Annotated in this window: 20 protein-coding genes and 1 pseudogene; 4 read left to right on the forward strand and 17 right to left on the reverse strand. The window is 66.7% G+C overall.

Translation table 11 applies throughout. From position 1 onward, the window contains the following. Positions 1-36: 36 nt before the first annotated feature. On the reverse strand, positions 37-618 hold the full coding sequence (locus tag AC5RWD_RS02760) for a single-stranded DNA-binding protein (protein ID WP_494018582.1): 582 nt from the start codon (positions 616-618) through the stop codon (positions 37-39). Positions 619-673: 55 nt separating this feature from the next. Then, complete coding sequence (rpsF, locus tag AC5RWD_RS02765) at positions 674-979, reverse strand: 30S ribosomal protein S6 (RefSeq protein ID WP_003800148.1); 306 nt, start codon at positions 977-979, stop codon at positions 674-676. A gap of 288 nt (positions 980-1,267) precedes the next feature. Here rpsF and AC5RWD_RS02770 point away from each other — a divergent pair, with 288 nt between their 5' ends. Then, entirely contained in the window at positions 1,268-1,603 is a 336-nt protein-coding gene (locus tag AC5RWD_RS02770) for a YnfA family protein (RefSeq protein ID WP_494018583.1), read from the forward strand. 98 nt (positions 1,604-1,701) lie between these two features. Here AC5RWD_RS02770 and AC5RWD_RS02775 read toward each other — a convergent pair whose 3' ends face one another. From AC5RWD_RS02775 to AC5RWD_RS02810, 8 genes and pseudogenes are all read right to left on the reverse strand, one after another. Next, positions 1,702-3,132, reverse strand: a complete 1,431-nt coding sequence (locus tag AC5RWD_RS02775) for an amino acid permease (protein ID WP_494018584.1) — start codon at positions 3,130-3,132, stop codon at positions 1,702-1,704. Between the two features lie 236 nt (positions 3,133-3,368). Beyond that, positions 3,369-4,703 carry a M18 family aminopeptidase gene (locus tag AC5RWD_RS02780; protein WP_494018585.1) on the reverse strand — a complete coding sequence of 445 codons (1,335 nt, stop codon included), beginning with the start codon at positions 4,701-4,703 and terminating at the stop codon, positions 3,369-3,371. 21 nt (positions 4,704-4,724) lie between these two features. Beyond that, positions 4,725-5,405: pseudogene (locus AC5RWD_RS02785) on the reverse strand (intradiol ring-cleavage dioxygenase); the annotation flags it as partial. 68 nt (positions 5,406-5,473) lie between these two features. Continuing rightward, positions 5,474-6,199 (reverse strand): response regulator, encoded by a 726-nt coding sequence (locus tag AC5RWD_RS02790; RefSeq protein WP_494018586.1) that lies wholly within the window; start codon positions 6,197-6,199, stop codon positions 5,474-5,476. Next, entirely contained in the window at positions 6,196-7,542 is a 1,347-nt protein-coding gene (locus AC5RWD_RS02795) for a sensor histidine kinase (protein WP_494018587.1), read from the reverse strand. Before AC5RWD_RS02795 ends, AC5RWD_RS02790 begins: the two co-directional genes overlap by 4 nt. Positions 7,543-7,559: 17 nt before the next feature. Then, positions 7,560-8,438 (reverse strand): ABC transporter permease, encoded by an 879-nt coding sequence (locus tag AC5RWD_RS02800; protein WP_494018588.1) that lies wholly within the window; start codon positions 8,436-8,438, stop codon positions 7,560-7,562. 4 nt (positions 8,439-8,442) lie between these two features. Further along, on the reverse strand, positions 8,443-9,387 hold the full coding sequence (locus AC5RWD_RS02805; RefSeq protein ID WP_494018589.1) for an ABC transporter ATP-binding protein: 945 nt from the start codon (positions 9,385-9,387) through the stop codon (positions 8,443-8,445). Positions 9,388-9,550: 163 nt separating this feature from the next. Then, positions 9,551-11,053 carry a bifunctional phosphatase PAP2/diacylglycerol kinase family protein gene (locus AC5RWD_RS02810; RefSeq protein WP_494018590.1) on the reverse strand — a complete coding sequence of 501 codons (1,503 nt, stop codon included), beginning with the start codon at positions 11,051-11,053 and terminating at the stop codon, positions 9,551-9,553. 126 nt (positions 11,054-11,179) lie between these two features. On the opposite strand from AC5RWD_RS02810, the gene AC5RWD_RS02815 reads away from it, so the two are divergent. Next, positions 11,180-12,376, forward strand: a complete 1,197-nt coding sequence (locus tag AC5RWD_RS02815) for an MFS transporter (protein ID WP_494018591.1) — start codon at positions 11,180-11,182, stop codon at positions 12,374-12,376. An 18-nt stretch (positions 12,377-12,394) separates the two neighbouring features. Here AC5RWD_RS02815 and AC5RWD_RS02820 read toward each other — a convergent pair whose 3' ends face one another. The 7 genes from AC5RWD_RS02820 to AC5RWD_RS02850 form a co-directional block, all read right to left on the reverse strand. Further along, positions 12,395-14,077, reverse strand: coding sequence for an ABC-F family ATP-binding cassette domain-containing protein (locus tag AC5RWD_RS02820; protein ID WP_494018592.1), 1,683 nt, complete (start codon positions 14,075-14,077; stop codon positions 12,395-12,397). A 106-nt stretch (positions 14,078-14,183) separates the two neighbouring features. After that, entirely contained in the window at positions 14,184-16,169 is a 1,986-nt protein-coding gene (locus tag AC5RWD_RS02825) for a penicillin-binding transpeptidase domain-containing protein (protein WP_494018593.1), read from the reverse strand. Positions 16,170-16,326: 157 nt separating this feature from the next. Continuing rightward, positions 16,327-17,766, reverse strand: coding sequence for a phytoene desaturase family protein (locus tag AC5RWD_RS02830; protein WP_494018594.1), 1,440 nt, complete (start codon positions 17,764-17,766; stop codon positions 16,327-16,329). Next, the gene (locus AC5RWD_RS02835) at positions 17,759-19,228 is read right to left on the reverse strand and encodes a glycosyltransferase family 87 protein (protein ID WP_494018595.1); all 1,470 of its coding nucleotides are present in this window, start codon (positions 19,226-19,228) and stop codon (positions 17,759-17,761) included. Before AC5RWD_RS02835 ends, AC5RWD_RS02830 begins: the two co-directional genes overlap by 8 nt. 152 nt (positions 19,229-19,380) lie before the next feature. Next, on the reverse strand, positions 19,381-19,551 hold the full coding sequence (locus tag AC5RWD_RS02840; protein ID WP_494018596.1) for a hypothetical protein: 171 nt from the start codon (positions 19,549-19,551) through the stop codon (positions 19,381-19,383). Positions 19,552-20,136: 585 nt separating this feature from the next. After that, entirely contained in the window at positions 20,137-20,718 is a 582-nt protein-coding gene (locus AC5RWD_RS02845) for a histidine phosphatase family protein (protein ID WP_003800182.1), read from the reverse strand. Next, positions 20,715-22,241 carry a CCA tRNA nucleotidyltransferase gene (locus AC5RWD_RS02850; protein ID WP_494018597.1) on the reverse strand — a complete coding sequence of 509 codons (1,527 nt, stop codon included), beginning with the start codon at positions 22,239-22,241 and terminating at the stop codon, positions 20,715-20,717. The genes AC5RWD_RS02845 and AC5RWD_RS02850 overlap by 4 nt, the downstream gene beginning before the upstream one ends. A 196-nt stretch (positions 22,242-22,437) precedes the next feature. Between AC5RWD_RS02850 and AC5RWD_RS02855 the strand changes: the two genes are divergently transcribed. Both AC5RWD_RS02855 and murJ read left to right on the forward strand, forming a co-directional pair. Further along, positions 22,438-22,938, forward strand: a complete 501-nt coding sequence (locus AC5RWD_RS02855; RefSeq protein ID WP_494018728.1) for an NUDIX hydrolase — start codon at positions 22,438-22,440, stop codon at positions 22,936-22,938. 72 nt (positions 22,939-23,010) lie between these two features. Then, a complete protein-coding gene (gene murJ, locus AC5RWD_RS02860; protein ID WP_494018729.1) occupies positions 23,011-25,125 on the forward strand; it encodes a murein biosynthesis integral membrane protein MurJ in 2,115 nt (704 codons plus the stop codon). Positions 25,126-25,166: the final 41 nt, after the last annotated feature.

A 25,166-nucleotide genomic window follows, 5' to 3' on the forward strand; every position in this document is an offset into this window, starting at 1 on the left:
CTCTGGCGGAAGCTGCGCCGGACCTTTGTTTGTTGTTTAGAAGGGAGGTTCGGAATCCGGGCCGTTGCCCCAGCCGCCGCCCGCATTGCTGACTCCGGGCGTTGCCCATGGGTCATCCTGCGCTGCCGGCTGGTTGCCGCCCCAGGTTCCTCCGGTGTTGCCGCCCTGGTTTGCACCCTGGCCGCCACCGAATCCACCGCCACCGAAACCGCCGCTGTTGCCGCCGCCGCCGAAACCGCCCTGACCGCCGGAGCGCTGGGTGCGGTTGACCTTGGCATTGGCGTAACGCAGGCTCGGGCCGATTTCATCGACCTCGAGCTCGATAACGGTGCGCTTTTCGCCTTCTTTTGTTTCGTAGGAACGGCTCTTCAGGCGGCCGGAAACAATCACGCGGGTGCCCTTGGTGAGGGACTCGGCGACGTTCTCTGCTGCCTCGCGCCAGACCGAAGCGCGGAGGAACAAGGTTTCCCCGTCCTTCCACTCATTGGACTGGCGGTCGAAGGTGCGAGGAGTGGACGCGATGGTGAAGTTCGCTACTGCCGAACCTGACGGTGTGAACCTCAGTTCGGGGTCATTGGTGAGATTACCGATGACCGTAATAGTGGTTTCGCCTGCCATCTACTGCCTCCTTGTTCGTTCCTGCGGGGTAAAGAATGAAAATTGGTGGCTGAAATTACTCAGCAACAACCTTCTGCTCTTCGGGGCGGATGATCTTGGTGCGCATGATGGTCTCGTTGAGACCCAGCTGGCGGTCAAGTTCCTTGGCGGTAGCCGGCGTCGCGGTGAAGTTCACCACGGCGTAGATACCTTCAGACTTCTTCTTGATGTCGTAAGCCAGACGGCGACGGCCCCAGATGTCAACCTTTTCGATGGTTCCACCATCGTTGGTGATGACGTTCAGGAACTTCTGAAGCGACGGCTCTACGGTACGCTCTTCGACCTCGGGGTCGATGATTACCATCAATTCGTAAGGACGCATATGTGAACCCACCTCCTTTGGGCTAAGCGGTTACGGTATTTCCGTAACAGGAGGTTCATTTGCGATGCCGTGCACGCCCGCGTCCAAAAACGGACCAGGGCGCAGCACAGACTTCACTATCTTAGTGCATCGGGGAGGAATTCCGCGATTCGGACAGCTCCAAGGCTAATGGCCCCGCCGGCGGCCCGGAAGTGCCGGGCAGGCTATGTGGAAAACCGCCGGTGCCGGTCACCTAACCCGGTTCACATGACCCGCGGCTGACAACGACGGGCGCGGAATACTGGAGCCATGACGATTCTGAAATCCGTGCTCCTTTTCACCCTGGCTGCCGTGGCGGAAATCGGCGGCGCCTGGCTGATCTGGCAGGCCGTGCGGGAGGACAAGGCGTGGTGGTGGGCCGGACTCGGAATTGTGGCGCTGGGACTCTACGGCTTCGTGGCCGCCTTCCAGCCGGATGCCCATTTCGGCCGGGTCCTGGCGGCGTACGGCGGGGTCTTCATCGTCGGCTCGCTGGTGTGGGGCGTGGTTCTGGACGGTTTCCGGCCGGACCGCTGGGACCTCATCGGCGCCGCCGTCTGCCTCGTTGGCGTCGCCCTCATCATGTTCGCCCCCAGGCAGGGCTGACCCCCAAATTAAAGACCATCCGCCCGGTCAGGCCGTAACGGCCAGCCGGGCGGATGGTTACCCAAAAGATGTTTGGGGAGACGGGTGCCGGGGCATGATTACGACGCCGGGCCGGCACCTACGCCTGCATCCGCGGTTTGGGCGGACGTTTCGGAGGCGGCCGTCGCCTCAGCCCGGCCCGGACCGCCCTTGCGGTAGCGCCACACACCGATGCCGACCACCACGACGGCCAGCGCCACGGAGAGCAGGAGGGACTCGCGGGTGGACTCCAGAATCACCATGCCGATAATGAGCGCCACAATGCTGCCGATCGCCAGCCAGGTGAGGTAGGGGAAGAACCACATCTTCAGCGTCAGGTCCTTCGCTGCGGCCCCCATCCGGCGGCGCAGCACCAGCTGGGACGATGCAATGACCAGCCAGACAAAGAGTGCGATGGCGCCGGAGGTGTTCACGAGGAACAGGAAGACCGTGTCGGGGGCGATGTAGTTCAGCCCCACGGTGAGGAAGCCAACCACGGTGGAGGCCAGCACTGCTGCTGCGGGCACGCCGCGCTTGGAGATGCGGGTCCAGGACTTCGGGGCATCGCGGCGCTGCGAGAGCGAGAACAGCATGCGGCTCGCCGTGTAGAGGCCGGAGTTCAGGCAGGACAGCACCGAGGTCAGCACCACGACGTCCATAATGGTGCCGGCACCGGGAATGCCGAACAGCTCGATGACCGCGACGTACGGGCTTTTGGCCACGTTGGCGGAGTTCCAGGGGAGCAGCGTGACAACGATTGCGATGGAGCCAATGTAGAAGACGAGGATGCGCCAAACGGTTGACCTCACGGCCTTCTTGACCGCTTCAACCGGGTTCTCGGATTCACCTGCTGCGATGGTGGCGATCTCGGCGCCGAAGAATGCGAAGACCACCACGAGGATTCCGGCCAGGACGGCTCCCGGGCCGTTGGGCAGGAAGCCGCCGTTGCCCGTCAAGTTGCTCAGGCCCGGCGCCGGAACGCCCGGAACCAGTCCGAGGATCGCTGCCACACCGAAGAGGAGGAACAGGATGATGGCCGTGACCTTGATGGAGGCGAACCAGAACTCGAACTCCCCGTAGGACTTCACCGAGCCCAGGTTGGTCAGCGTGAGCAGGATCATGAGCGCCAGCGCCCAGACCCACTGGTCGATGCCGGGCACCCAGCGGTGCATGATCGCCGCGCCGGCCGTGGCTTCGATGCCCAGCACGATGATCCAGAACCACGCATAGAGCCAGCCGATGCTAAAGCCGGCCCAGCGGCCCAGCGCCTTGTCCGCGTAGGTGGAGAAGGAACCGGTTTCGGGGTTTGCGGCCGCCATCTCGCCAAGCATCCGCATGACGAGGATGACCACGATGCCTGCGGCCATGTAGGCCAGCAGGATGCCGGGACCGGCCTGCTGGATGGCCGCGCCGGAGCCGACGAACAGGCCGGCACCGATGACGCCGGCAATGGCGATCATTGACAGGTGCCGGGGCTTTAGGGATTTCGACAGTTGTTGATCAGCGTGCATGGCTGCGCCATCCTCGTTTTGATTGCAGGTTTTGGGCAGTGGCCGGGCGGCGAAGTCTGTGCCGGGGACCACACTGTGCGTTTCACACTAAGGGAGCCGGGGTCAGGTCCGGGCTGTGCAAAGACACAGTTTACGGCAACCGAAAACAGACACCTTTCCAGCCGGACAGCCTAATAGGCAGCAAACGTTTCCCTGAGGGCACTTTTGTAACCGCGCGGAAACCTGCCCCCTGCGCACTAAGCGTGGGCTGCAGCTCCGAAGAACAGCTCAGTCACCCGGGCAAGGCGGTGCGGATCCTCCACGCCGCAGAGCTCCCTGACCGAGTGCATGGACAGCAGCGGAACACCCACGTCCACGGTCCTGATGCCCAGCCGGGTGGCGGTCAGCGGGCCGATCGTGGAACCGCACGGCATCATGTTGTTGGAAACAAACTCCTGGAAGGGAACCCCGGCCTCGCCGCACAGTCGCGCCCAGGTTGCAGCCCCGGCGGCGTCAGTGGCGTACCGCTGGTTGGCGTTGATCTTGAGCAGCGGCCCGCCGTTGAGGACGGGGCGGTTGACGGGGTCGTGCCGTTCGGCATAGTTGGGGTGGATAGCGTGGCCGGCGTCGGCAGAAACACAGAACGACGCCGCAAACGCCTGCCGCCGCTGGCTTACCGAGGCGCCCAGCCCGTCCGAGATCCGGACCAGAATGTCCTCCAGGACCGGCCCGCACGCCCCCGACCGGGACGCCGAACCGATTTCCTCATGGTCGAAGGCCGCGAGCACGGCAATCGGCGCGGTTCCCCCGGAAGCCGCCGGGCCGCCGTCGGAATTCTCAGCGTGCGCCATGAGCGCTGTGATCCCGGCGTGTGTGGCGGACAGGTTGTCCAGCCGGCCGGAGGCGAAGAACTCACTCCTGACTCCGAAGACCGCAGGCGGCTGGGTGTCCGCGATGACGATGTCGTAGCCGCCGATCTGGTCCGGGTCAACGGGGGTGCCCTCGCCGAACACCCGTTCGGCCAGCACCGCCAACAGGTCCTCCCCATTCGGATCGCCGAGCCCGAACACCGGGTTCATGTGCTGCTGTTTGTCGAGGGTGAGGCCCTCGTTCACGGCCCGATCCAGGTGGATGGCCAGCTGCGGAAAGCGCAGCAGCGGGCCGGTGGCGGTCAGGTGCTGCGTGCCGTCCAGCATCACGAGGCGCCCGGCAAGCTGCAGTTCGCGGTCCAGCCACGAGTTCAGCAGCGGACCGCCGTACACCTCCACACCGGCCTGGAGCCACCCAAACCGGCCCGTGGTCGGCTTCGGCTTGAGCTTGAACGACGGCGAATCCGTGTGGGCGCCCAGGATGTTGAAGCCGGTGGTGGGCCCTGCGCCTTCGGGCGTGACCCAAGCGATGAGCGCACCGTCCCGAACGACGTAGAACCTGCCTGCCGTCGCGTCCCAGGGCTGCAGCTCGTCCAGGCCGGTGAAGCCGGCCTCCGCCAGCCGCCGGGCGCCCTCGTGGGCGGCGTGAAAGCTCGACGGCGACGCGCTGACGTAGTCGCCCAAGTCCCGGATGTGCTCGGCGGGGGAGGAATGGAGAGGCATGGCTCCGAGTCTAGCGTTGGCCTAGATGGTGACGTTGAGCCCTGCCGTGTAGCCGCCGGAGACGGAACCCGACATGGCGGCCAGCTGGTAGATGCCGCCGTCCTCGCCGAACACGTTGTCCGACTGCAGCGTGGTGTGGGGGAAATTCGCGGCGCTGGTTTCGTAACCCGCGGAGGCGTAGACCTGCCTGCAGGCGGCATCCGTCAGGGCTATCTGCGAGACAGCAAGGACCTGCCCTCCCGCCGTGGCGTTGTTCATGGACTCGAACACTTCGAAGTGGATGTGCGGCCAGCGGCCGTTGTAGGCGCCGGGATAGATGGTCTTGAAAGTGACCCGGCCGTTGGCGTCCGCCTCCTGCACGCCGCGCAGGAAGTTCTCGTTCTCCAGCCCCGCATCATAGAGCGAGTACTTTCCGTCGCGGTCGCAGTGCCAGGCGTAAACGGCCGCGCCGGCCAGCGGGACGCAGCCGTTCGCGTTGTCGAGCAGGGTCAGCGTGACGGTCAGCGGCACACCGTCCACTTTCGTGGTGGACGTGCCGAAGCTTGAGGTGATGTCCTGCCGGACCACTCCGGAGGCTTCCAGCACGTTCGGTCCGTTGGAACCGTCGCCGGGGTATGGCCCGGCGGTCTCCTGCGGGATCTCCGCGCCGCATTCGGCAATGGCACGGGTCACGGTGGGGGAAGCGGAAGCCGAGGCGGTTGCCTGCTATGGCCTGCATAGGGACCTGCTGTGTGCACGCTGTGGAGCCCTGTTTGCAGTAACTTGCCGGTTCAGTAGTCCGGGTTGCTCGGGGTCACGAGGCCGGTTTCGTAGGCGTACACCACGGCCTGTACGCGGTCACGGAGGTGCAGCTTGGTCAGGATCCGCCGCACATGGGTCTTCACGGTGGCTTCCGAAAGGAAATAACGGTGCGCGATCTCGGCATTGGACAGCCCCTCGGACATCGCTTCCAGCATCTCGGTCTCCCGGGGCGTGAGGTCGTCCAGCAGCGGGTCACGGGGAGCAGGTTCCGCGGCCGGCGGGGACACCATGCCCGGAGCATCCGGTGCGGGAGCGCCGGCACCGCGGACGTATGTCTCAAGGAGCCGCTGCGTCACCCGGGGGGCCACCACGGCGTCCCCGCTGGCCACCACCCGGACGGCCTGGACCAGTTCGGCGGGTGCCACATCCTTCAGCAGGAAGGCCGAGGCCCCGGCCTGGAGCCCGGCGAAGGCATACTCGTCCAGGTCGAAGGTGGTCAGGATGATGATCCTGGCTCGCGAACCCGAGCTGGTGATGGCCCGGGTAGCCTCGATGCCGTCGAGTGTGGGCATCCGGACATCCATGAGCACGACGTCGGGATCGAGGTGGCCCACCTGGCGGACTGCGTCTGCCCCGTCGGAGGCCTCGCCCACCACCTCAAGGCCGGCCTCACCCTCCAGAATGAGCCGGAAACCCATCCGCAGAAGCGGCTGGTCATCCGCCAGCAGGACCCGGAGACGTCCGGACTCGTTCATTCGTTCCCCCATTTGCCATTCTCCAAGTCGCCGTCCCGCATCCTGCCGGCCAGCGTGCCGCCGTCCCGCATCCTGCCGTTCAGCGCCAGGACCGCCCGCACCCGCCAGCCCCCGCCGGCGGCCGGGCCTGCCTCCACCGTACCGCCGTAGATTCGGGCCCGTTCCTTCATCCCGGTCAGGCCCTGTCCTGTGCCGCCGGAAGCGGCGGTATCAACGGTGCCCCGGCCGTCGTCGAGCACTTCAATGGTGACGGTGGAATCGTCGCGCACCACCAGCACCTCCACCCGGCTCAAAGCGCGGCCATAGCGCAGCACGTTGGTCAGAGATTCCTGCACGATCCGGTAGACAGTCAACTGGAGCGCCACGTCCTCCGGCAGCGCCGGACCCGTGTGCGAGTAATGGACCGGAAGGCCTGCAGTCCGGAAGCCGTCCAGCAGCTTCCCGAGGCTGGCGCCGTCCGCGAGCGGCTCACGGGGCGCCTGCCCGGTGGACGCGTCATCCCGCAGGACCCCGAGTACCCGGCGCATGTCCGCCAAGGCGGCGCGGCCGGTCGCGGACAGCTCTGCCAGGACCTCCGAGGCGCGTTCCGGATCCCTGCGGACCACGACGGCGGCCCCGTCGGACAGGGCGACCATCACAGTCAGGGAATGGGCAACGACGTCGTGCATCTCCCGGGCAATCCTGTTCCGTTCGTTGACGGAACCTAGGCTGGCGGCCTGCGCGGCCCACGCCGCGATTTCCTGCTCGTGCTCACGCCGCTGGCGGACAGAAATGCCGATCCCGGTGGCAATGATGTTGGAAAAGGCGATGCTGGTGCCCGCGGCAATGCTGGTCACCAGGTGGAACTCCTCGGGCGAGGCGGGAGGGTTGGGCAGTTCCCGCTCCAGCGGTCCCACGGCAGCCAGGAAGTACAGCAGGGCCAGCGGTGCGGTGGCCACGGCCATCGTGACCAGGGCAAAACGGCGGGTATGGACCATGGCAACCGCGTAGAGCGAGAACCACAGCCCTGCCGAGACATTGGATCCCCACGGATGGAGCAGGCTCACGCCAACCTCGGCCAGCGCAACGAACACCACCACGGCCACCGGGCGCCGGCGCCGCAGGAACAGCGACAGCGCGACGGCCCCGAGCAGCCCGACGGCGGCCCACCTGCCCGCATTCACGGCGTCGATCACGGTGGGCACCACCAGCACCGCATAGCAGGCGACGACCACGGCATCCATGGCCCGCGGACGCCGGTGCAGGTAGCGCCGGAGCAGGCCCCGCCGTCGGGCGGCAAGCTCGGCGAAGGACGCGTCAGCCGGTGTGGCTGGCGCGTCCTTCACGGAAACAGCATCAATCATGGACAGGACCGGTGCTGCTAGACGTCCCGTTTCTTCAGCAGGACCATGGCAAGGACCACCGGCACAACCACCCAGGCGCCGAGCACGAGGGCCGCCTGCCAGACTTCGAGCGTGCCCGGGACGTGCTCCACCGCGGTCAGCGGGTTGATCGTATTCCCGGGGAGGTATTTTCGGGCCTCCTCGAAGAAGTCGCCTGGAATGAGCTGGAACGCGATCGGCGCCACGAAGAACAGGCCAACGAGGGTCATAATGCCGCCGGCGGAATTCCGCAGCAGGGTGCCAAGCGCCATGCCGATGGCGGCCACGGCGGCCACATAGGCGCTGGTGACGAGGAGCAGCTTGACCGACTGCGAGCTGGCGAGGTCGAGCTTGAGGTCGAAATTGTCCAGGATCGGCACAGCCGCCAGGCCGGCGATATAGGTGGACACCGCCGTCAGGACGAAGGCACTGACGATGACCACCACGAGCTTGGCAACGAACGCCGGAAGCCTTTTGGGCACGGCCGCGAAGGTCGAGCGGGCCATGCCCGTGGTGAACTCGGAGCTCATGAGCAGCACGCCCAGTGAGCCCAGGATCAGCTGCGCAAAGGATACGCCGGAGGTGGGGACCGTGACGGCGAGGTCACCGCCCTGTGCCGCGATGGCTGCAGCCGCCTCCGGATCGGAGGCGGCTTGGTCCGCGAACTGGCCGGTGCCCCAGGCGGACAGGGCGCCGAAACCGACCATGACGACGGCCGTCGAACCAAGCAGGATCACTGTGGACAGGAGGGTGCGGAACTTGATGAATTCCGAGTTCAGCACCCGGAAGAAGCTTGGACCGGGCCCCGGGTTAGCGGCGTTGCGGGTGGCGGCGCGGCCGCGACCGGCGGCGGGCTGGGTGGAAGTCGATGTGCTCATGGCGTCAGTTGCCTCCGGACTGGGCGGGAACCGGGGCTCCCGTGGTGATCAGCGAGTGGTATTCGACCTCGTCCTTGGTCAGCTCCATGTAGGCCTCTTCAAGGCTCGCCTGGAGCGGGGTGAGTTCGTAAATCAGGACCTGGTTGTCCAGGGCGCTGCGGGCGATCTGCCGGGGGTCCAGGCCCGAGACCTCAAGGAGTTCGTGGTCCTGCAGCTCCACCGAGACACCCGTTCCGGCGAGAACGTGCATGAGCCGGTCGGGCTGGTCGGAGCGGACCCTGGTCCGGCTCTGGCCCTTGCCCGTGATGATGTCCTTGATGGGGGCATCGGCGATGATCTTTCCGCGGCCGATCACGATCAGGTGGTCGGCGGTCAGGGCCATCTCGCTCATGAGGTGGCTGGAGAGGAACACCGTGCGCCCCTCGGAGGCGAGGTACTTGACGAGGTTCCGTACCCAGACCACGCCTTCCGGATCGAGCCCGTTGACGGGTTCGTCCAGGATGATGGTCTGCGGATCGCCGAGGAGCGCGGCGGCGATGCCCAGCCGCTGGCCCATGCCAAGGGAGAACCCCTTGACCTTTTTCCGGGCCACGTCCGCGAGGCCCGTCATGTCGATGACCTCGTGTACGCGCTTTCGCGGGATGCTGTGCGTGGCAGCCATGGCCAGCAGGTGGTTGTACGCGGAGCGGCTCGTGTGGACGGCCTTGGCGTCCAGCAGCGCCCCGATCTCACGCAGCGGTGCCGTGTGCCGGGCGAACGGGACGCCGTTGACGGTGACCGTTCCCGCCGTCGGCGTGTCCAGGCCCATGATCATGCGCATGGTGGTCGACTTGCCGGCCCCGTTGGGTCCCAGGAAGCCGGTGACCTGGCCGGCTTGGACGGTGAAACTGACGCCGCCGACGGCGGTTTTGTCGCCGTAGACCTTTGTCAGGCCTTCTGCCTCAATCATGGAAGCTTTCCTTTGCGTAGCTGCGGGCGTGCTCTCTGGTGTGCACGTTCCACGCTACCGACGCCGCCCGCCTAATTCGCCGGTCTCAGGGATGATTCAGGGGCCAATCAGGGTACCAGGGTGTCATCCGGTGGGATGAGCGTCCCGCGCCGCGGGCCACTGCTCAGCTATCTTCCGCCGGTGAGTAGTAGCGCAGCGCGGCGCGCTTCAGGGTGAACTCGACGGCCCGGACCCCGGGCATGGTTTCACCGTCCACCGCCAGCACCATGGGTGCGGTGCCGCACTCCACGCGGACACGCGTGGCCTCGGTGAGATGGGTGATCCTGGACGTCGCCACCGTTCCCGTCAGCACGGACCAGAGCATGCGCAGCCGGGCGAACGACTCGTCGGCTGTCATCATCCTGATGTCCAGCACACCGTCGTCCAGCACCGGCCGGAAGAGCGGGGCGTGGTCCCGGGGGTAGTAGCGGCCGCGGCCCAGATACATGATCCACAGCCTGTGCCGGACGCCATTGACGATCAGTGTGATCGGCTTCTCCACGGCGAAGGTCCGGAACATCGCCACGACGCCGGCCAGCGGCTTGCCCAGCGCGGGCTGCAGCTGTTCGCGGCGCCGCACGAGGTTCGGGTACAGCCCGATGCTCGCGGTGTTGAGCATGATCAGCTCGACCTTTTCGGGATCGTCCGCCAGTCCGCGTTCAACAGCCACGGCGCCCACGTCCGCCAGCGCCGCTTCGCCGCGTTCCGCTGCGGCCACCGCCTCCACCAGGGAGGGCGTTCCCGCGTCCCGGGCGAAGTGGTTGAGGGTTCCGCCGGCCAGCACCAGCAGGGGAAGGTCATGTTCGACGGCGGCAGCCGCGGCGGTGCCAACCGTACCGTCGCCTCCCCACACGCCGAGAGCGACGATTCCCGGCAGGGTGGCAGCCTCCTCCATCCGCTGGGCAACATCGTCCTCGGGTGCCATGAGCGTTATATGCGCTAGCGGGAATACCTCCTTCAGGGCGGCAGCCGTTTCCTCGGTAAACGAGCCACCCAACGTGTTCACGGCGATGCTCAGACCCTTGCCCTGCGGGAGACGGGCCGCCTGCACCCTGCGCCTGGAGGTGGCAGGCATGGGCGGACGGACGGGCCACCACTTCCTCGTGACGAGGGCAGCGCCGGCCCCGATCGCGGACCCGAACAGCACGTCCGAGGGCCAGTGAGCGCCTGTATGCACTCTGGAGTATGCAACGCCTGCGGCCACGGGAGCCACGGCGGCGCCAAGGACCGGCTGCACCAGTCCGGTGCCGAGGGCGAACGCCACCGCGGAGGCAGAGTGGCCCGACGGCATGGACGAGCTGGTGGGCTGCGGGTGGACGAACCGAAACACCGGCAAGTGCTCCGGCAGGGGCCGGGCGCGGGGCAGCAGGGTCTTGAAGACGAGGTTGGTCACGGCCGACGCCACGCCTTGGGCCAGCAGCCCGTGGACGGCCGCGCGCCTGGTGCGCCCCGGGATGGCGGCAGCCACGGCAGCCACGGCAAACCACAGCTTTCCCTTGTTGGCCGAGGCCGAGAGCCGCCTGAAAAAAGTGTCATGGTGCCCGCCCGGAAAGCCGGAGACGGCCCGCATTAGTGTGCGGTCGAGGGCGGCAACCCAGCCGGGTCCGCGGCGCAGCATTCGTCGCATTTCCCCACCCTACCGCCCGGTAGCGCCACGGCGCAGAAACGCCGAAGATCCCGCACATCCGGCCGCAAGCTGAGTTCAAATAGTCCACGTGGGGGTTCAGCCGGCGGACATCGATAGAGTTGTCGGATGACTACCACCCAGCAGCTTGCCGGCCGGCAGGTGTCCGCCGCTGCTTTGGCAACGTTCATCATTTTCGGCGCCAATGGGCTGGTCTTTGCCAGCTGGGCGGCCCGCATTCCGGCGGTCACGGAGATCCTGGGGATATCGTCCGGCCAGATGGGAACCCTGCTGCTGTGTACGGCCATTGGGTCGCTCATTGCCCTGCCCACTGCCGGCCGCGTCATCAGCAGGATCGGCACAGCCAACAGCGTTCGTGCCAGCGGTTTCCTTGCCGCGTTGGCCAGCGTGGGCATTGCCGCGTCGCTGCTCGCTCAATCAGTCCCGGGCACGGCGGTCGCGCTTTTCTTCTTTGGCATGGGCGTCGGGCTGTGGGATGTTTCCCAGAATGTTGAAGGGGCCGACGTCGAGCACCGGCTGCGCAAAACCGTCATGCCAAAGTTCCATGCGGCGTTCAGCGGCGGTGCTTTCCTCGGCGCGTTGATCGGGGCAGGCCTGTCCGGGATAGGCGTGGGCCTGCCCCAGCACCTGCTGGTCATCGCCGCCGCAGTGGCTGTGCTGACCTTCATCACGCCCCGCTACTTCCTGCCGCACGCAGCCCCCGAGCAGCCGGCCGACGGCGAGCCCAAGGCTCCGCGCGGCCCGTCGGCGTGGCGCGACGGCCGGACACTGCTCATAGGTGTGGTGGTGCTGGGTGCCACGCTGACCGAGGGTGCCGGCAACGACTGGATCGCCAAGGCATCTGTCGACGGCCTGGCAACCTCCGAGGCAACCGGTGCACTGCTCTTCGCCCTCTTCGTCCTGGCCATGACTGCCATGCGCTTCTTCGGCGGGACCGTCATCGACAAGTATGGGCGGGTAGCAGTACTCCGCGGCAGCATGGCGGCCGCGGCCGCAGGCCTGGCACTCTTCGTCTTCGCCGGCAACCTCTGGTTGGCCGCCGTGGGCGCTGCCCTGTGGGGGTTGGGCGCAGCGCTGGCGTTCCCCATGGGAATGTCCGCCGCCGCCGATGATCCCCGGCATGCGGCAGCACGGGTCTCAGTTGTTTCCACGATCGGCTATGTGGCGTTCCTGGCAGGGCCCCCGCTGCTGGGGTACCTCGGCGATCTGACCGGGATCCATCTGGCACTCCTGGCCATCGGTGTGCCGATCCTGGTTGCCCTGTTGCTCGCTGGCGCCGCCAAGCCCCTGCCAGCCAGGCAGTAACGCGGGAGGGTTTGGGGATCAGCGGGCGCGTTCCACCCGTTTCTCATCCCAGACCGGCTCGGCGGACTCGTACACCTTGCCGTCGGAGCCGAAGACCAGGAAGCGGTCAAAGGTCCGGGCGAACCAGCGGTCGTGCGTGACGGCGAGGACGGTGCCCTCGAAGTGGTCGATGGCCCGTTCCAGGGCCTCGGCCGAGTGCAGGTCGAGGTTGTCGGTGGGCTCGTCCAGCAGCAGCAGCGTGGCGCCGGAGAGCTGCAGCAGCAGGATCTGGAACCGGGCCTGCTGTCCGCCGGACAGTGACTCGTATTTCTGTTCCGACTGTCCGGCCAGCCCGTAGCCGTCGAGTGCGCCCGCGGCGGCCTCACGGCCGAGGCCTGAACGGTGTTCGTCGCCGCGGTGCAGGATCTCCAGCAGGGTGCGGTTCATGAGGTCGGGCCGGACGTGGGTCTGGGCAAAGAATCCGGGGCGGATACGGGCGCCAAGTTTCACCGTGCCCTCGTGGGGCACTTCGGCGATTTCGACGTCGGACACCGGAAGGTGTTCCCGCTCCGGATCGGTGCCTCCGGTGGCGAGCAGCCGCAGGAAGTGCGACTTGCCGGAACCGTTAGAGCCCAGCACGCCCACCCGGTCCCCGAACCAGATCTCCGTGGAGAAGGCCTGCATCAGGCCGGTCAGCTCCAGCTTTTCGGCGACGATGGCGCGCTTGGCGGTGCGGCCGCCCTTGAGCCGCATCTGCACGTTCTGCTCGATCGGCAGCGCTTCGGGCGGGCCGGCCTCGAGGAACTTCGCCAGCCGGGTCTGGGCTGCGTGGTAGCGGTTGGCCATGTCCGAGCGGAAGGCAGCCTTGTTCTTGTACATGTTGACGAGTTCCTTGAGCTTCGCGTGCTCCTCGTCCCAGCGCTTGCGAAGCTCCTCGAAGCGCGCGTTCCGGTCCGCCCGCGCCTCCACGTAGGAGCCGAAGCCGCCGCCGTGGATCCAGGCACCGGCCCCGTTGATGCCCGGCTCGAGGGTGACGATGCGGCCCGCGGCGTTGTTCAGCAGCTCCCGGTCGTGGCTGATGAAGAAGACTGTTTTCTTCGATTCATTGAGCTTGTCCTCGAGCCAGCGCTTGCCCGGGACGTCGAGGTAGTTGTCCGGTTCGTCGAGGAGCAGCAGCTCGTCGGGACCGGCAAAGAGCGCCTCCAGCACCAGCCGCTTCTGCTCGCCGCCGGACAGCGTGGACGCGCGGCGGTGCTGGGCGCGGTCAAAGGTCAACCCCAGTGCGGCCATGCACACCTCGTCCCAGACGGTCTCGACGTCGTACCCGCCGGCATCTCCCCAGTCGACGATTGCCTGGGCGTACCGCATCTGGGTGGGCTCGTCGTCGTGCTCCATCATGGCCAGCTCAGCCTCATCGACGGCGCGGGCGGCGTCCGCCAGCGCCGGCGGCGCGGCGGACACCAGGAGGTCGCGGACCGTGGAGTCATCGCGGACCTGCCCCACGAACTGCCGCATGATGCCCATGTTGCCGGAGCGGCCGATCACGCCTTCGTCCGGGGTGAGGTCTCCGGCAATGATCCGGAACAGGGTGGTCTTGCCCGTTCCGTTGGGTCCGATGAGCGCCGTCTTGGTGCCGTCGGGGACCTTGAAGGTCACCCCGTTCAGCAGCTGGGTGCCGTCGGAGAGGAAGTAGTCGATGCCGGAAACGTCAATATGGGCCACCGGGCAATTCTCCCACGCCCCGCACGCCGGAGTTTTTGTCCAGATATCGTGCCCAAACAGGCCTGGAGCCCGCGACAACTGGACAAAAACTCCGGGGTGGGAGGTATCAGCCGGCGGCGGTCAGGAATTTCTTCAGGAGCGGGCCGGAGGTGGTGGCGCCGAGGCCGCCGTCCTCGACAAACACGGCCACGGCAAGGTCCCCGTGCACGGCAATGATCCATGCGTGGGTCTTGGGCGGGTTGGCGTTGCCGAACTCGGCGGTTCCGGTCTTGGCACCAACGGGTTCGCCGGGGACTTCTGCCAGGAACCCGGCGTGGCCGGAGGTGACCACCGCACGCATCATGTCCGCGAGGGCCGCGGCTTCCGCCTTGGTGACCGGCGTCTGCGCGGTTTTCGCGGGTGCCTCCGCTGTGACGGTCGACGACGGGGCGGAACCTTCCGTTGTCGGCGCCGGGCTGGCCGACGATGCTGCCGGATCGGTCTCTTCCACCAGAACCGGGGACACCGGTGCGCCCTTTGCCACCGAACCCGCCATCACCGCTGCCGACAGCGGTGACATCAGTACCCTGCCCTGGCCGATCATGGCTGCCGCGTGTTCGGTGCCCTCGGCTTCACCGGGGACGGAGCCCAGGAATGCCTCGGCTCCCAGCTTCGGGGCCTCCACGGCTACCCCAAGGGAGGTGGCGGCCGACTCCAGCTGCGCCTGGGTGACCTTGTCCCGGGCGGCAATGAAGGCGGTGTTGCACGAGTGGGCGAATGCGTCACGCAGGGTCACGGATCCGAGGGAGTCCTTGGGGTAGCCCTCGGCATTCTTGAATTTCCTGCCGTCGACGGTGAGCGTGGGGGTGCATTCGACGGTGGAATCGGGGGTGAATCCGTTGCGGATCATGGCGAGGGAGTCCACCACCTTGAAGGTGGATCCCGGCGCGTACTGGCCGAGCATCGCGGTGTTGTAGCCGTTGCTTCCGGGTCCGGACGCGGCGGCGAGCACCGCTCCCGTGGACGGCCGGAGTGCCACGATGGCTGACGCCGGCTTGATGTCGGCAAGGGTGTCCTCGGCAAGCTGCTGCAGCTTCGTGTCGAGGGTGGTCTGCAGCGGTTTGCCGGGAACAGCCTGCACCTCAAAGACGGTGCGCCGCGGGTCGGTGGGTGCGGCCTGGATCTCTTCCCGGGTCAGGTCGGCGCGCTGCACGCGGACCACGGTGCCGTCCGTTCCGCGGAGCTGGGCATCGTACTGCTGCTGAAGTCCGCCGGTGCCGATGACGTCGCCGGCGGTCAGGGTGCCGTTGGACTTTTCAATCTGCTCCGCGCTGGCTTGGCCGACGGTGCCAAGGACAGCCCGGGCGAAATTCCGCGTCGGTGCCAGCGGCAGTTCGTCCGGGATGGCCCGGCCTCCCGGGATGGCTTCGATCTCGGCGTCGGTCACGGCACGGTCGCTGGTGTTGCGCAGGGTGATGGCGGGAACGAATGCCTCAGCCCCGGATGCCTCCACCTGCTGCACGTAGGCCGCGGGGTCCACGCCCACGAGCTTGGCGAGCCTGGTGGCGGAATCTGCGGCATCGGCGCCGTCCAGCTGCGGCTTGTCGATGCCCACGTTGACCACCGGGCGCAGCGTCACGAGCTTCTGGTTGCCGGCACCGAGAATGTCGGCCCGCGGGGACGACTGCGTGGCCTTGCTGAGGATCTCCCCTTCGGCCAGGTTCGGGACCAGCAGCCCGGGCGACCAGACGGTGAGCCACTTGTCGCCGGATTTCCGCAGGTCGGCCGAGACCGTGTATTTCCACTCGCCGGTGGATATCTTCCAGGTGTAGTTCAAGGGGATCCGGGCGGTGTCGCCCTCGAGGGTCAGCTCGCCCGCTTCGACGGAGGGCTTGGCCGGCGCCAGCGCCTTGAAGACCTGGTTGAGCTGGTCGTTGGCCACCGTCGAATCGCGCCCGTCGAAGGCCACCGGGCGGAGGTCCAGGCCGGCGACGGCGGAGGCCAGCTGCTTCGCTGCGGCTTCCGCGCCGCCGCGGCCGTCGTCGCAGGCCACCAGTGAGCCGCTGAGTATTAGACCGGCAAGGACAAGTGAAAGTTTTTTAGTGTTCCCCACCGCGTTATTATCCCCCGGCAGCGGCCCGGCGCCAGCCACGCCACAGCCGCGCCGCAGCGCTGTTCCGCTCCGGCACGGCAGGCAGGCATTAAAGGCCCGGTCCGCCCGCGGCGAAGCGGGCGCGGGCGGGCCGGCCGTGCTGACGGTTAAAAGCGGGCTAAAGGCCCAGTGCGGGGACGTCCAACCCAAATATGTCCTTGAGCGCATATTCGGCGGCGCGGAACCCAGACATGCCCGTGACGCCGGGTCCTGGCGGCGTCGAGGAGGAGCACAGGTAGACCCCGCGCGCGGGAGTGCGCCACGGAACGGGTGAGACGACCGGCCGCTGGATCAGCCCCCGGGGATCCAGAAGTCCGGCGCTGAAGTCCCCGCCGACGTAGTTCTCGTTGTAGGCGGCCAGCTCTGCCGCCGTTGTGACCTTGTGCCGCAGCACCAGGTCACGGAACCCCGGCGCGAAGCGTTCCAGCTGGTCCATGACGGCCTGGCCCATGTCCACGGTGGACCCCGCAGGCACATGGCAGTAGCTCCAGAGGATATGCCTGCCCTCCGGCGCGCGGCCGGGATCAACCACGGACGGCTGCGAAACCAGGACGTAGGGCCGCTCCGGGTGCCGGCCTCGGGACACGGCGTTCTCCGCCTCCGTCATCTCCGCCCGGGTGCCGCCCACGTGCACTGTTCCGGCCCCGGCCAGCCCGGCAGCGGTCCACGGCACGGGACCGGACAGGATGAAGTCCACCTTGCACGCGCCGTTGCCAAACCGGAAGGACTCCAGCGCGCGGCGGTAGGAGGCGGGCAGGCGGTCACCGGCAATCCGCGCGAGGGCGGGAGGCGCCACGTCCAGCAGCACTGCCTTCGCCGGCTCCAACTCGGCCAGCGACGTGACCCGGAATCCTGTCTGGAGCACGCCGCCGTGGGCCTCAATGTCGTTGGCCATCGCATCGGCGATCGCGGACGATCCGCCCACCGGAATGGGCCAGCCCCCGCTGTGCGCCAGGGCGTTCAGCAGGAGGCCCGCTCCCGCCCCTGACAGTGACGGCAGGCGCCCGACGACGTGGGCTGCCACGCCGCTCAGCAGCGCAGGTGCCCTGTCCTGCCGGAAGCGCAGGTTCCAAATCCGGGAACCCTGTTCGAAGGTCCGCAGTCCCAGGACGGCGGCGGCCAGCGGGTCGCCGGGAACGCGCAGCAGCTGGTCGGATGTGGTCTGCACAATGCCGTCGATGTGCCGCACCAAGGGAGCGAGAAGCCGGCGGTAGGCGCGGCCGTCCCGGCCCAGTTCGTCAGCGGTCCGGTCGAGCGACCGGTAGGCCAGCGCCGACCTCCCACGATCCAGCGGGGAGCCGAACTGCACTGGCGGAAGTTGCAGGTCCACCCGCCGCGACAGTTCGAACGCCCGAAAAAAGGGCGAGGCCAGCGCCATGGGATGCACTGCCGAGCAGATGTCGTGCCAGTGCCCTTCCTCGATGACCTGGGACGTCCGGGACCCGCCGCCGAGCTGGTCCGCGGCCTCGTATACGTGCACCTTAAGCCCCGCCCGCGCCATGACGACGGCGGCGGCGAGTCCGTTAGGGCCGGAGCCAACGACGGCGACGTCAGGCATCTCGGGCGGCCGTCCGCCACGGGAGCAGGGAAGCAGAGGGCCGGGGCAGATCAATCCGCAGCCTGTCCGGGGCGTTATCGAAGGGGCCGCCGTGGGGGTCGTCCATAGCGTGCCGCCGGATGGGATCGTAGTGGGAGTCCCAGACGTCCCAGGCGACCCGGAGCATGAGATAGGCAGTGGCGAGCATGTGGGCGGCGACGGCCAGGACGTAGTACGGCATGTCGATGTTGTGCTGTGAGACACCGCCGCTGGTCACTTGGCCAAGATACATCCAGATGGCCGCCCAGTGCAGCCCCTCGATGCCCTGCCAGATCAGGAAATCACGCCACTTCGGCCGGGCGAGGGCCAGCAGCGGCACGAGCCACAGGACAAACTGGGGCGAGTAGACCTTGTTGGTGAGGATGAAGGCCGCCACGATCAGGAAGGTCAGCTGCGCAATCCGCGGCCGCTGCGGGGCTGTCAGGGCAAGGACTGCAATGAGGACGCATGCAAGCAGGAACACGTTCAGGGCCAGCGTGTTGATGGCCTCCGGCGTGAGAAGCGTCCAGCGCACCCGCCCGGCAACCAGGTTGTAGGCAAACCAGGGCGAGCTGTAACCGGCCGGCCGGTCCTGCGTGAACTCGAAGAAGTACTTCCAGCCGGCCGGGTCCCGTGCGGCAATGGGCAGGTTGACGGCGAGCCAGGTTGCTGCGGCGGATGCTGCCGGGACTACGAAGGCACGGATCTTGCCTGTGCGCAGGGCCAGCAGGAAGATGGCGCCGAAGACCAGGACGGGGTAGAGCTTGGTGGCAGTCCCCAAACCGATCATGACGCCGGCCAAGACCAGCCGCTCCCGGGAGAGGAAATACATGCCAAGGGCCAGCATGGCCACGGCCCACATATCCCAGTTGATCACTCCGGCGAGGATGATGCCGGGCGCCAGGGCCACCATGGCTGCGTCCCAGGGCCGGCGCCGGGTCATGCGGGCCGTCGCCAGCACGGTGACGATCCAGACGGCGGCGATCAGGGTGGCGTTGACGTCGAAGTAGCCCAGGATCCTGGCGTCCGTGACTCCTTCGCCGGGCACCAGGCGGGCCGTGATGCCCGCAATCAGGCCCATGAGGACGGGATACTCGAAGAGGGCACCGGGGGTGAAGAACGGGAAGGCCCCGTCGCCCAGTCCCCGGTTGCGGAACAGCTCAGGGAAATCCGAATAGCAGGTCGCGTAAAACTGCGACGGCGTCTCCCAGCCGTTCACCCGGCAGTAGTCCTTGATGGCGATGGCAGCGAGGGCGGCGATCACGGTCAGGATGATCAGCACGCGTTCCACTGTGAAGAAGCCGGGCGCGACCAGCCCCGGTGCGGACCGCTGGCCCAGGGGCCCGCCGATGAGTTCGGTGAAGTTCCGCAGGAGCCGGTCGCTGCGGCTCGGCACCACCAGGCGCGCGAGCTTTCGATCGGGCGGCGGCTGTGTCTCCTGCATGGTCTCGAGCTTACCGGTGGGTCCCCTGCTTAAAAGGCGGGAGCCCGCGCGTAGCCGTGCGGGCTCCCTGCGGAGATGACTGACCGATGTGGCCCATCAGATCCTCCTGGTTAGTTCGAACGGGTGGATCCAAACCGCGAAGGGCCGGTGGTTCAGCGCAGGCTGCTCATCTGCTGATGCATGAGTGCGTAGACGTCCTCCCGTTTCCGGTCCAGCAGCCGGCCATCGAACTGCGGCTGGGCCGATGAGGAATCGAGCCCGGAAAGGCCGGCATCACCGCTGGAATCGCGGCCGGAAAGAAGCGCCTGGAGTTTGCGGAGCATGGTTTTCACCTCCTTTCAGGAAATGAGGAAAAGAATCCGGGCATGACAATTAAAGCCATTGGAGCATGCAAGGAAATGGCCGTAAAAGGACAAAGGAATGCCCGGTAAGGTAATGGAATCCGCAAAAGCGGCAATGGGTCCCGGTAGCGGCAGCGCGGCAACCCCAACAAGAAGCAGGGTTCCGAATTATGGGGAGTTGCGCAACCGCGTGGTTCCGCTACATCAGACCGCCGGCGTCAGACTTTCTGAGAAAGCGGCAGAATCATCTGCCGCTGTCCAGCCTGCCCTCCCGATAACTGCGGGAGAGTAGCTGGGGAGCCGGAATTAGACTCGGGCGAGTCCGAAAAGAGGGCGCGGGCCAGTAACGAAGGCCGGGAACGCGGTGATGGTCATCTTCCATCCGCTAGTCAAAGTAATCATTTTCCCAACCTCCTTTTCTGCTATGCCATTGCCGGCTGACTGGCCGGCCAACGTGCGCCATGACCCCGGCAGGCCGCTCTGGGGTCAGGAATAAAAGTACACCAGGAATGACGGGGCTGACTACTAATTCCAGCGAAATTCTGAAAATAAAGCCAAAAAGTGCTTTTACAGACCCCAGCGGACAATGGCAGGCGTCCTTTTGTCCCAGCCCAGGGTACACACTTTGGCTGTCCCCAGGATGAAGTGCCGGCCCTCTTCGGGTTCGAGCTCGAGCCAGCGGGCGGTAAGGATGCGGGAAAAGTGGCCGTGCGCCACGATCAGGACATTGTCCAGCCCGGACTCCAGGACCCGGGCCACGATCTTGTCTGCCCGGGCAGCCACATCATGAAGCTTCTCGCCGTTGGGAACACCGTGCGTCCAGATGAGGTAGTCGGGGTTGTCCTTGCGGATCAGGTCGGAGCTGATGCCCTCGTAGTCGCCGTAGTCCCATTCGACGGCCAGCGGTTCATGGACAGCATCGGGGAAACCGGCCAGTTCCGCGGTCCGCCGGGCACGGCGCAGCGGAGAGGTGAGGACCAGGTCGAAATCGACGGTGTCCAGGATCCTGCGCGCCTCGACTGCCTGCTGCTCGCCCTCCACCGTCAGGGGAAGGTCCGTCAGTCCGGTGTACTGGCCGCTCTTGGACCATTCGGTTTCGCCGTGCCGCAGGATCCAGAGCTGGGGGCGGGCGAGGTTGGCGGCGTTCACTTGGACTCCTCGGTTAGGGAAGATTCGACGTCGGCGGGAGAGGCAGGAGGAACAGGAGAGGTGTGAGAGTCGGGAGAAGAAGCAACTGACTCGGGCTGCTCAGCCCACCAGGCACGGAGCCGGGACTCGGCGTCGGCGGGATCGAGCGGGCCGTTCTCCATCCGTTCCTCCAGCAGGAACTTGTACGCCCTGCCCACTACGGGCCCGGGCTTCAGGTCCAGCAGGGCCATGATCTCGGCGCCGTTGAGGTCCGGCCGGACGGCGTCCAGGGATTCCTGTTCGCGGAGGGCAGCAATCCGGGCCTCGAGGTCATCGTAGGCGAAGGACAGCCGGTCGGCCTTGCGCTGGTTGCGTGTGGTGACGTCGGAGCGGGTCAGGCGGTGCAGGCGTTCCAGCAGGGGACCGGCGTCGGTGACGTAACGGCGCACTGCGGAATCGGTCCAGCCGGCGTCTCCGTAGCCGTAGAAGCGCATGTGCAGTTCCACGAGCCGGGCCACAGCCTTAATGGTGTCGTTGTCGAAGCGCAGGTTCTTCATCCGCTTCGTCGTCAGTTTGGCCCCCACCATGTCGTGGTGGCGGAAGCTGACCGCACCGCCCGGTTCGAACCGGCGCGTTGCCGGCTTGCCGACGTCGTGCATCAGCGCCGCAAACCGCAGGACAAAATCGGGGCCGGGGACGGCGCCGTCAGAGTCCGTCTCCAGGGCGGCCGCCTGCTCGAGGACCTGAAGGGAGTGCTGGTAGACGTCCTTGTGGCGGTGGTGCTCGTCGGATTCCAGCCTGAGCGCGGACACCTCGGGGAGCACGAACTCGGCGAGGCCGGTGTCCACCAGCAGGTCGATGCCCACGCGGGGGTGCCGCCCGCAGACGAGTTTGACCAACTCATCACGGACGCGTTCAGCGGAGATGATGCTGATCCGCTCGGCCATCCGGGTCATGGCAACCCTGACGTCGTCCCGCACAGCCACCCCCAGCTGGGAGGCGAACCTCGCTGCCCGCATCATCCGCAGCGGATCGTCGGAAAATGATGCCTCGGGAGCGCCCGGCGTAGCCAGCACGGAGGCGTGCAGGTCGCGGACCCCGCCGAAGGGATCCACCAGTTCCATCGAAGGCAGCCGCAGGGCCATGGCGTTGATGGTGAAGTCGCGGCGCAGCAGGTCGTCTGTGAGCGAGGACCCGAAGGCCACCACGGGCTTCCGGGACTCGGGGTCGTAGGCTTCGGCGCGGTAGGTGGTGATTTCGATCTGGAAGCCGGCCTTTCGCATGCCGATCGTTCCGAAGGCGCGGCCGATCTCCCAGAAGTTGTCCGCCCACTTCTTGATCAGCGCCACGGTCTGGTCCGGCGTCGCGTCCGTCGTGAAATCGAGGTCGGGGGAGGTGCGGCCCAGGAAGAGGTCCCGGACCGGGCCGCCGACGAGCGACAGCTCATGACCGGCATCCACGAACCGCTGTCCGAGCTCCAGGACCACCGGGTCCACCTGGAAGTCAACGGTGTGAAGATCAGTCTTTTGATGTGCGTGCGCCATAGTTACTTAAGCTTGTCAGAAAACCAAGCCCCACCGCACCAAATCCCGTCATTGTGCGACGGCCCCGGCCGAAGCCCGTCACATGCAGTCCACCTGCAAGCCATGTCCCGGTCATCACGTCGGGGCAAGAGTCGTTAGAGTGGACTGCATGGCCCATCCAGTACCGAGCGCTCCCGGCAGGAGGACGAACCCACCGTTGCCGTCGGCAATCGGTGCCCACGTCGCGCCCGCACCGCACTCGGCCCCGGCCTCGCTCCCCACCGTCGAGGAGGTCTCCGCCGGAGGCGTCGTGGTGGACACGTCCGACGACGAACTGAGGGTTGCGATTATTGCCCGCCTTAACAGGGGCGGACGGCTGGAGTGGTGCTTGCCCAAGGGACATCCGGAGGGCCGGGAGAACAATGAGGAAGCCGCGATCCGTGAGATTGCCGAGGAAACCGGCATCGACGGGAAGATCCTGGCTCCGCTGGGCAGCATCGATTACTGGTTTACCGTCAGCGGGCACCGCGTCCACAAGACAGTCCACCACTACCTGCTGCGGGCCACCGGCGGTGAACTCACCATCGAAAACGATCCTGACAAGGAAGCGGTTGATGTTGCCTGGGTTCCCATCCACGAGCTTGCCCGCAAGCTTTCGTTCCCGAATGAACGCCGCATCGCCGACCTGGCACGCGAAGTCCTTCCCGAGCACCTCTGACCGTCCGGCAATGGCTGCCGAATGCCCCCTTGCGTGCCGCAATATCAGCGCCCGGGTGAGACGATGAAGACGATGTCAGCAGCCAACCCGTCCTCCGACCAGCCCGCACAGCCGGGCGAAACACCACCCGGTGTGACGCCCGCCAGCGAGGCAGCCTCCAGCGCAGCGCAGCCCGGCGAGGCCCGTTCCAGCGCCATCATGGCAGCAGGAACCCTCGTTTCGCGTTTTCTGGGCTTCGGCAAGACCTGGATGCTGGGCGCCGCCCTCGGCCTGGGCTCCACCGTCACTGACACCTTCATCAACGCCAACAACCTGCCCAACCTGATCTTCCTTCTAGTGGCTGGCGGGGTGTTCAATGCCGTGCTGGTGCCGCAGATCATCAAAGCGAGCAAGGCCCCGGACAGGGGAGCGGACTACATCAGCAGGCTGCTCACGCTGGCCGTCCTGGTGCTGCTGTCCCTGACCCTGCTGGTCACGCTGTTTGCGCCGGCCGTTATTGAACTCACCACGCAGGGCTACTCGCCGCAGCAGAAGTCGCTGGCCGTTGCCTTCGCCTTCTGGTGCCTGCCGCAAATCTTCTTCTACGGCCTGTATGCCCTGCTCACCCAGGTCCTCAATGCCAACGGCGCATTTGGGCCTGCCATGTGGGCGCCCATCCTGAACAACATCGTGGCCATCGCGGGCCTCGGCATGTTCATCTGGATCTTTGGCGCCAACAGAGCCAATCCGCATTCGCTGGACAATTGGGGCGGGTCCCAGACGTTCTTTGTCGCCGGTTTCTCCACCATCGGCGTGGTTGCCCAGACCGCCATCCTGCTGATTCCCGTGTTCCGGCTGAAGCTGGGACTGCGGCCGCGGTTCGGCTGGCGCGGCGTGGGACTCGGCCACGCCGCAAGACTGAGCGTATGGACGCTCCTGACGGCCGCCGTCGGGCAGCTCGCCTTCCTGTACGTCATGCGCATCGCCACCATTCCCGGTACGGAGCGGCTTCGCCTGGAGAAGGCGGGTGACCACGGCGCCGCCGCCATGCTGCCCGGCAACGCGGTCCTCGAGGTGGCCAGCCAGCTGTACCTGCTGCCGCACTCGATCATCGCGCTCTCCCTGGCCACCGTGCTGTTCAACAGGATGACCAGGGCCTCCCAGGACGGGAACCGCGCAGAGCTCCGCGAGGCCCTGTCCCACGGGCTGCGGACCATGGCCGTGGCAACAGTTTTCGGAGCCCTGGCGCTGTTCGCCCTGGCAGGTCCGCTGGGCATGTTTTTCTCCGGCGGCCGCCCCACGGACGGCATCCTGCTGGCGCAGACCCTCACCATCCTGGCGCTCAGCACCCCGTTCATGAGCGCCAACTTCATGATGTCCCGGGTCTTTTACGCCAACGAGGACGCACGCACGCCGTTCTACATCCAGCTGGTGCTGGCCCTGGTGAATGTCGTGGCCGCGTTCTTCATCCAGTTCCTGCCGTTCGACCAGATCATTTTCGCCATCGCCGTTCTTTACACCGCGGGTAACATCCTCTCGGTGGTCGTCTCCGCCATCTTCCTGCGCCGCCTGCTGGGGCACCTGGACGGTCCCCGGATCGTCAGCTCGTACATCCGCATGGGCTACGCCGCCCTTGGCTCGGCCGTTGCCGGCGCAGGGGCATTGTGGCTCATGGGCAGCTACAGCCCGGTCGGCTTCGCCTGGAGCAGCCGGCCCGCCGCCCTGGTGACGATCGTCGTCGTCGGCCCGGTCATGCTGGCCGCGTACCTGCTGCTGCTGAAGCTGTTCCGGGTCACGGAACTGCGCGATCTGCTGCGCCCGCTGCTGGGGCGCCTGGGCCGCGGTTCCGCCGCACCGGCGGCTGCTCCGCCTGCCCCTGCAACCGCCGGGGCTCCGGCGGCCGATGCCTCCGCTGGCACTGCATCGCGGCGGCATCCGACGCCGGAACGCGCCACGGTCTCGTCGGACACCGGCCTGATTCCCCGGATTTCCGGCGAATTCGATTCTGCCTCCTTCCGTGCCGGGCCTGCGCCCCAGCCGGAACCGGAAAATTACCACGGCGCCACTTACCTTCCCGAGGAGGACGTCCCCGGGACAGCCCGGGGGAACGCCCTGCGCGGGGAGATCCCGATTCCTGGCCGCCGGACCTATCAGGGGACCCCCGGCCACAACCCGCATTTCCCGTCCCGGCGGCGGAGGAAAAAGTAGGCCGGACGGGAGTCGGCCCGCCCCGTCTTCCGCGGCCGTTG

The sequence above is a fragment of the Arthrobacter sp. CMU6 genome (assembly GCF_059090205.1).

What these genes read in the sequence shown, in the direction of transcription:
- AC5RWD_RS02760 (WP_494018582.1), bottom strand. Translation starts at nt 618, where the DNA reads ATGGCAGGCGAAACCACTATTACGGTCATCGGTAATCTCACCAATGAC.
- rpsF (WP_003800148.1), bottom strand. Translation starts at nt 979, where the DNA reads ATGCGTCCTTACGAATTGATGGTAATCATCGACCCCGAGGTCGAAGAG.
- AC5RWD_RS02770 (WP_494018583.1), top strand. Translation starts at nt 1,268, where the DNA reads ATGACGATTCTGAAATCCGTGCTCCTTTTCACCCTGGCTGCCGTGGCG.
- AC5RWD_RS02775 (WP_494018584.1), bottom strand. Translation starts at nt 3,132, where the DNA reads ATGCACGCTGATCAACAACTGTCGAAATCCCTAAAGCCCCGGCACCTG.
- AC5RWD_RS02780 (WP_494018585.1), bottom strand. Translation starts at nt 4,703, where the DNA reads ATGCCTCTCCATTCCTCCCCCGCCGAGCACATCCGGGACTTGGGCGAC.
- AC5RWD_RS02790 (WP_494018586.1), bottom strand. Translation starts at nt 6,199, where the DNA reads ATGAACGAGTCCGGACGTCTCCGGGTCCTGCTGGCGGATGACCAGCCG.
- AC5RWD_RS02795 (WP_494018587.1), bottom strand. Translation starts at nt 7,542, where the DNA reads ATGATTGATGCTGTTTCCGTGAAGGACGCGCCAGCCACACCGGCTGAC.
- AC5RWD_RS02800 (WP_494018588.1), bottom strand. Translation starts at nt 8,438, where the DNA reads ATGAGCACATCGACTTCCACCCAGCCCGCCGCCGGTCGCGGCCGCGCC.
- AC5RWD_RS02805 (WP_494018589.1), bottom strand. Translation starts at nt 9,387, where the DNA reads ATGATTGAGGCAGAAGGCCTGACAAAGGTCTACGGCGACAAAACCGCC.
- AC5RWD_RS02810 (WP_494018590.1), bottom strand. Translation starts at nt 11,053, where the DNA reads ATGCGACGAATGCTGCGCCGCGGACCCGGCTGGGTTGCCGCCCTCGAC.
- AC5RWD_RS02815 (WP_494018591.1), top strand. Translation starts at nt 11,180, where the DNA reads ATGACTACCACCCAGCAGCTTGCCGGCCGGCAGGTGTCCGCCGCTGCT.
- AC5RWD_RS02830 (WP_494018594.1), bottom strand. Translation starts at nt 17,766, where the DNA reads ATGCCTGACGTCGCCGTCGTTGGCTCCGGCCCTAACGGACTCGCCGCC.
- AC5RWD_RS02835 (WP_494018595.1), bottom strand. Translation starts at nt 19,228, where the DNA reads ATGCAGGAGACACAGCCGCCGCCCGATCGAAAGCTCGCGCGCCTGGTG.
- AC5RWD_RS02840 (WP_494018596.1), bottom strand. Translation starts at nt 19,551, where the DNA reads ATGCTCCGCAAACTCCAGGCGCTTCTTTCCGGCCGCGATTCCAGCGGT.
- AC5RWD_RS02850 (WP_494018597.1), bottom strand. Translation starts at nt 22,241, where the DNA reads ATGGCGCACGCACATCAAAAGACTGATCTTCACACCGTTGACTTCCAG.
- murJ (WP_494018729.1), top strand. Translation starts at nt 23,011, where the DNA reads ATGTCAGCAGCCAACCCGTCCTCCGACCAGCCCGCACAGCCGGGCGAA.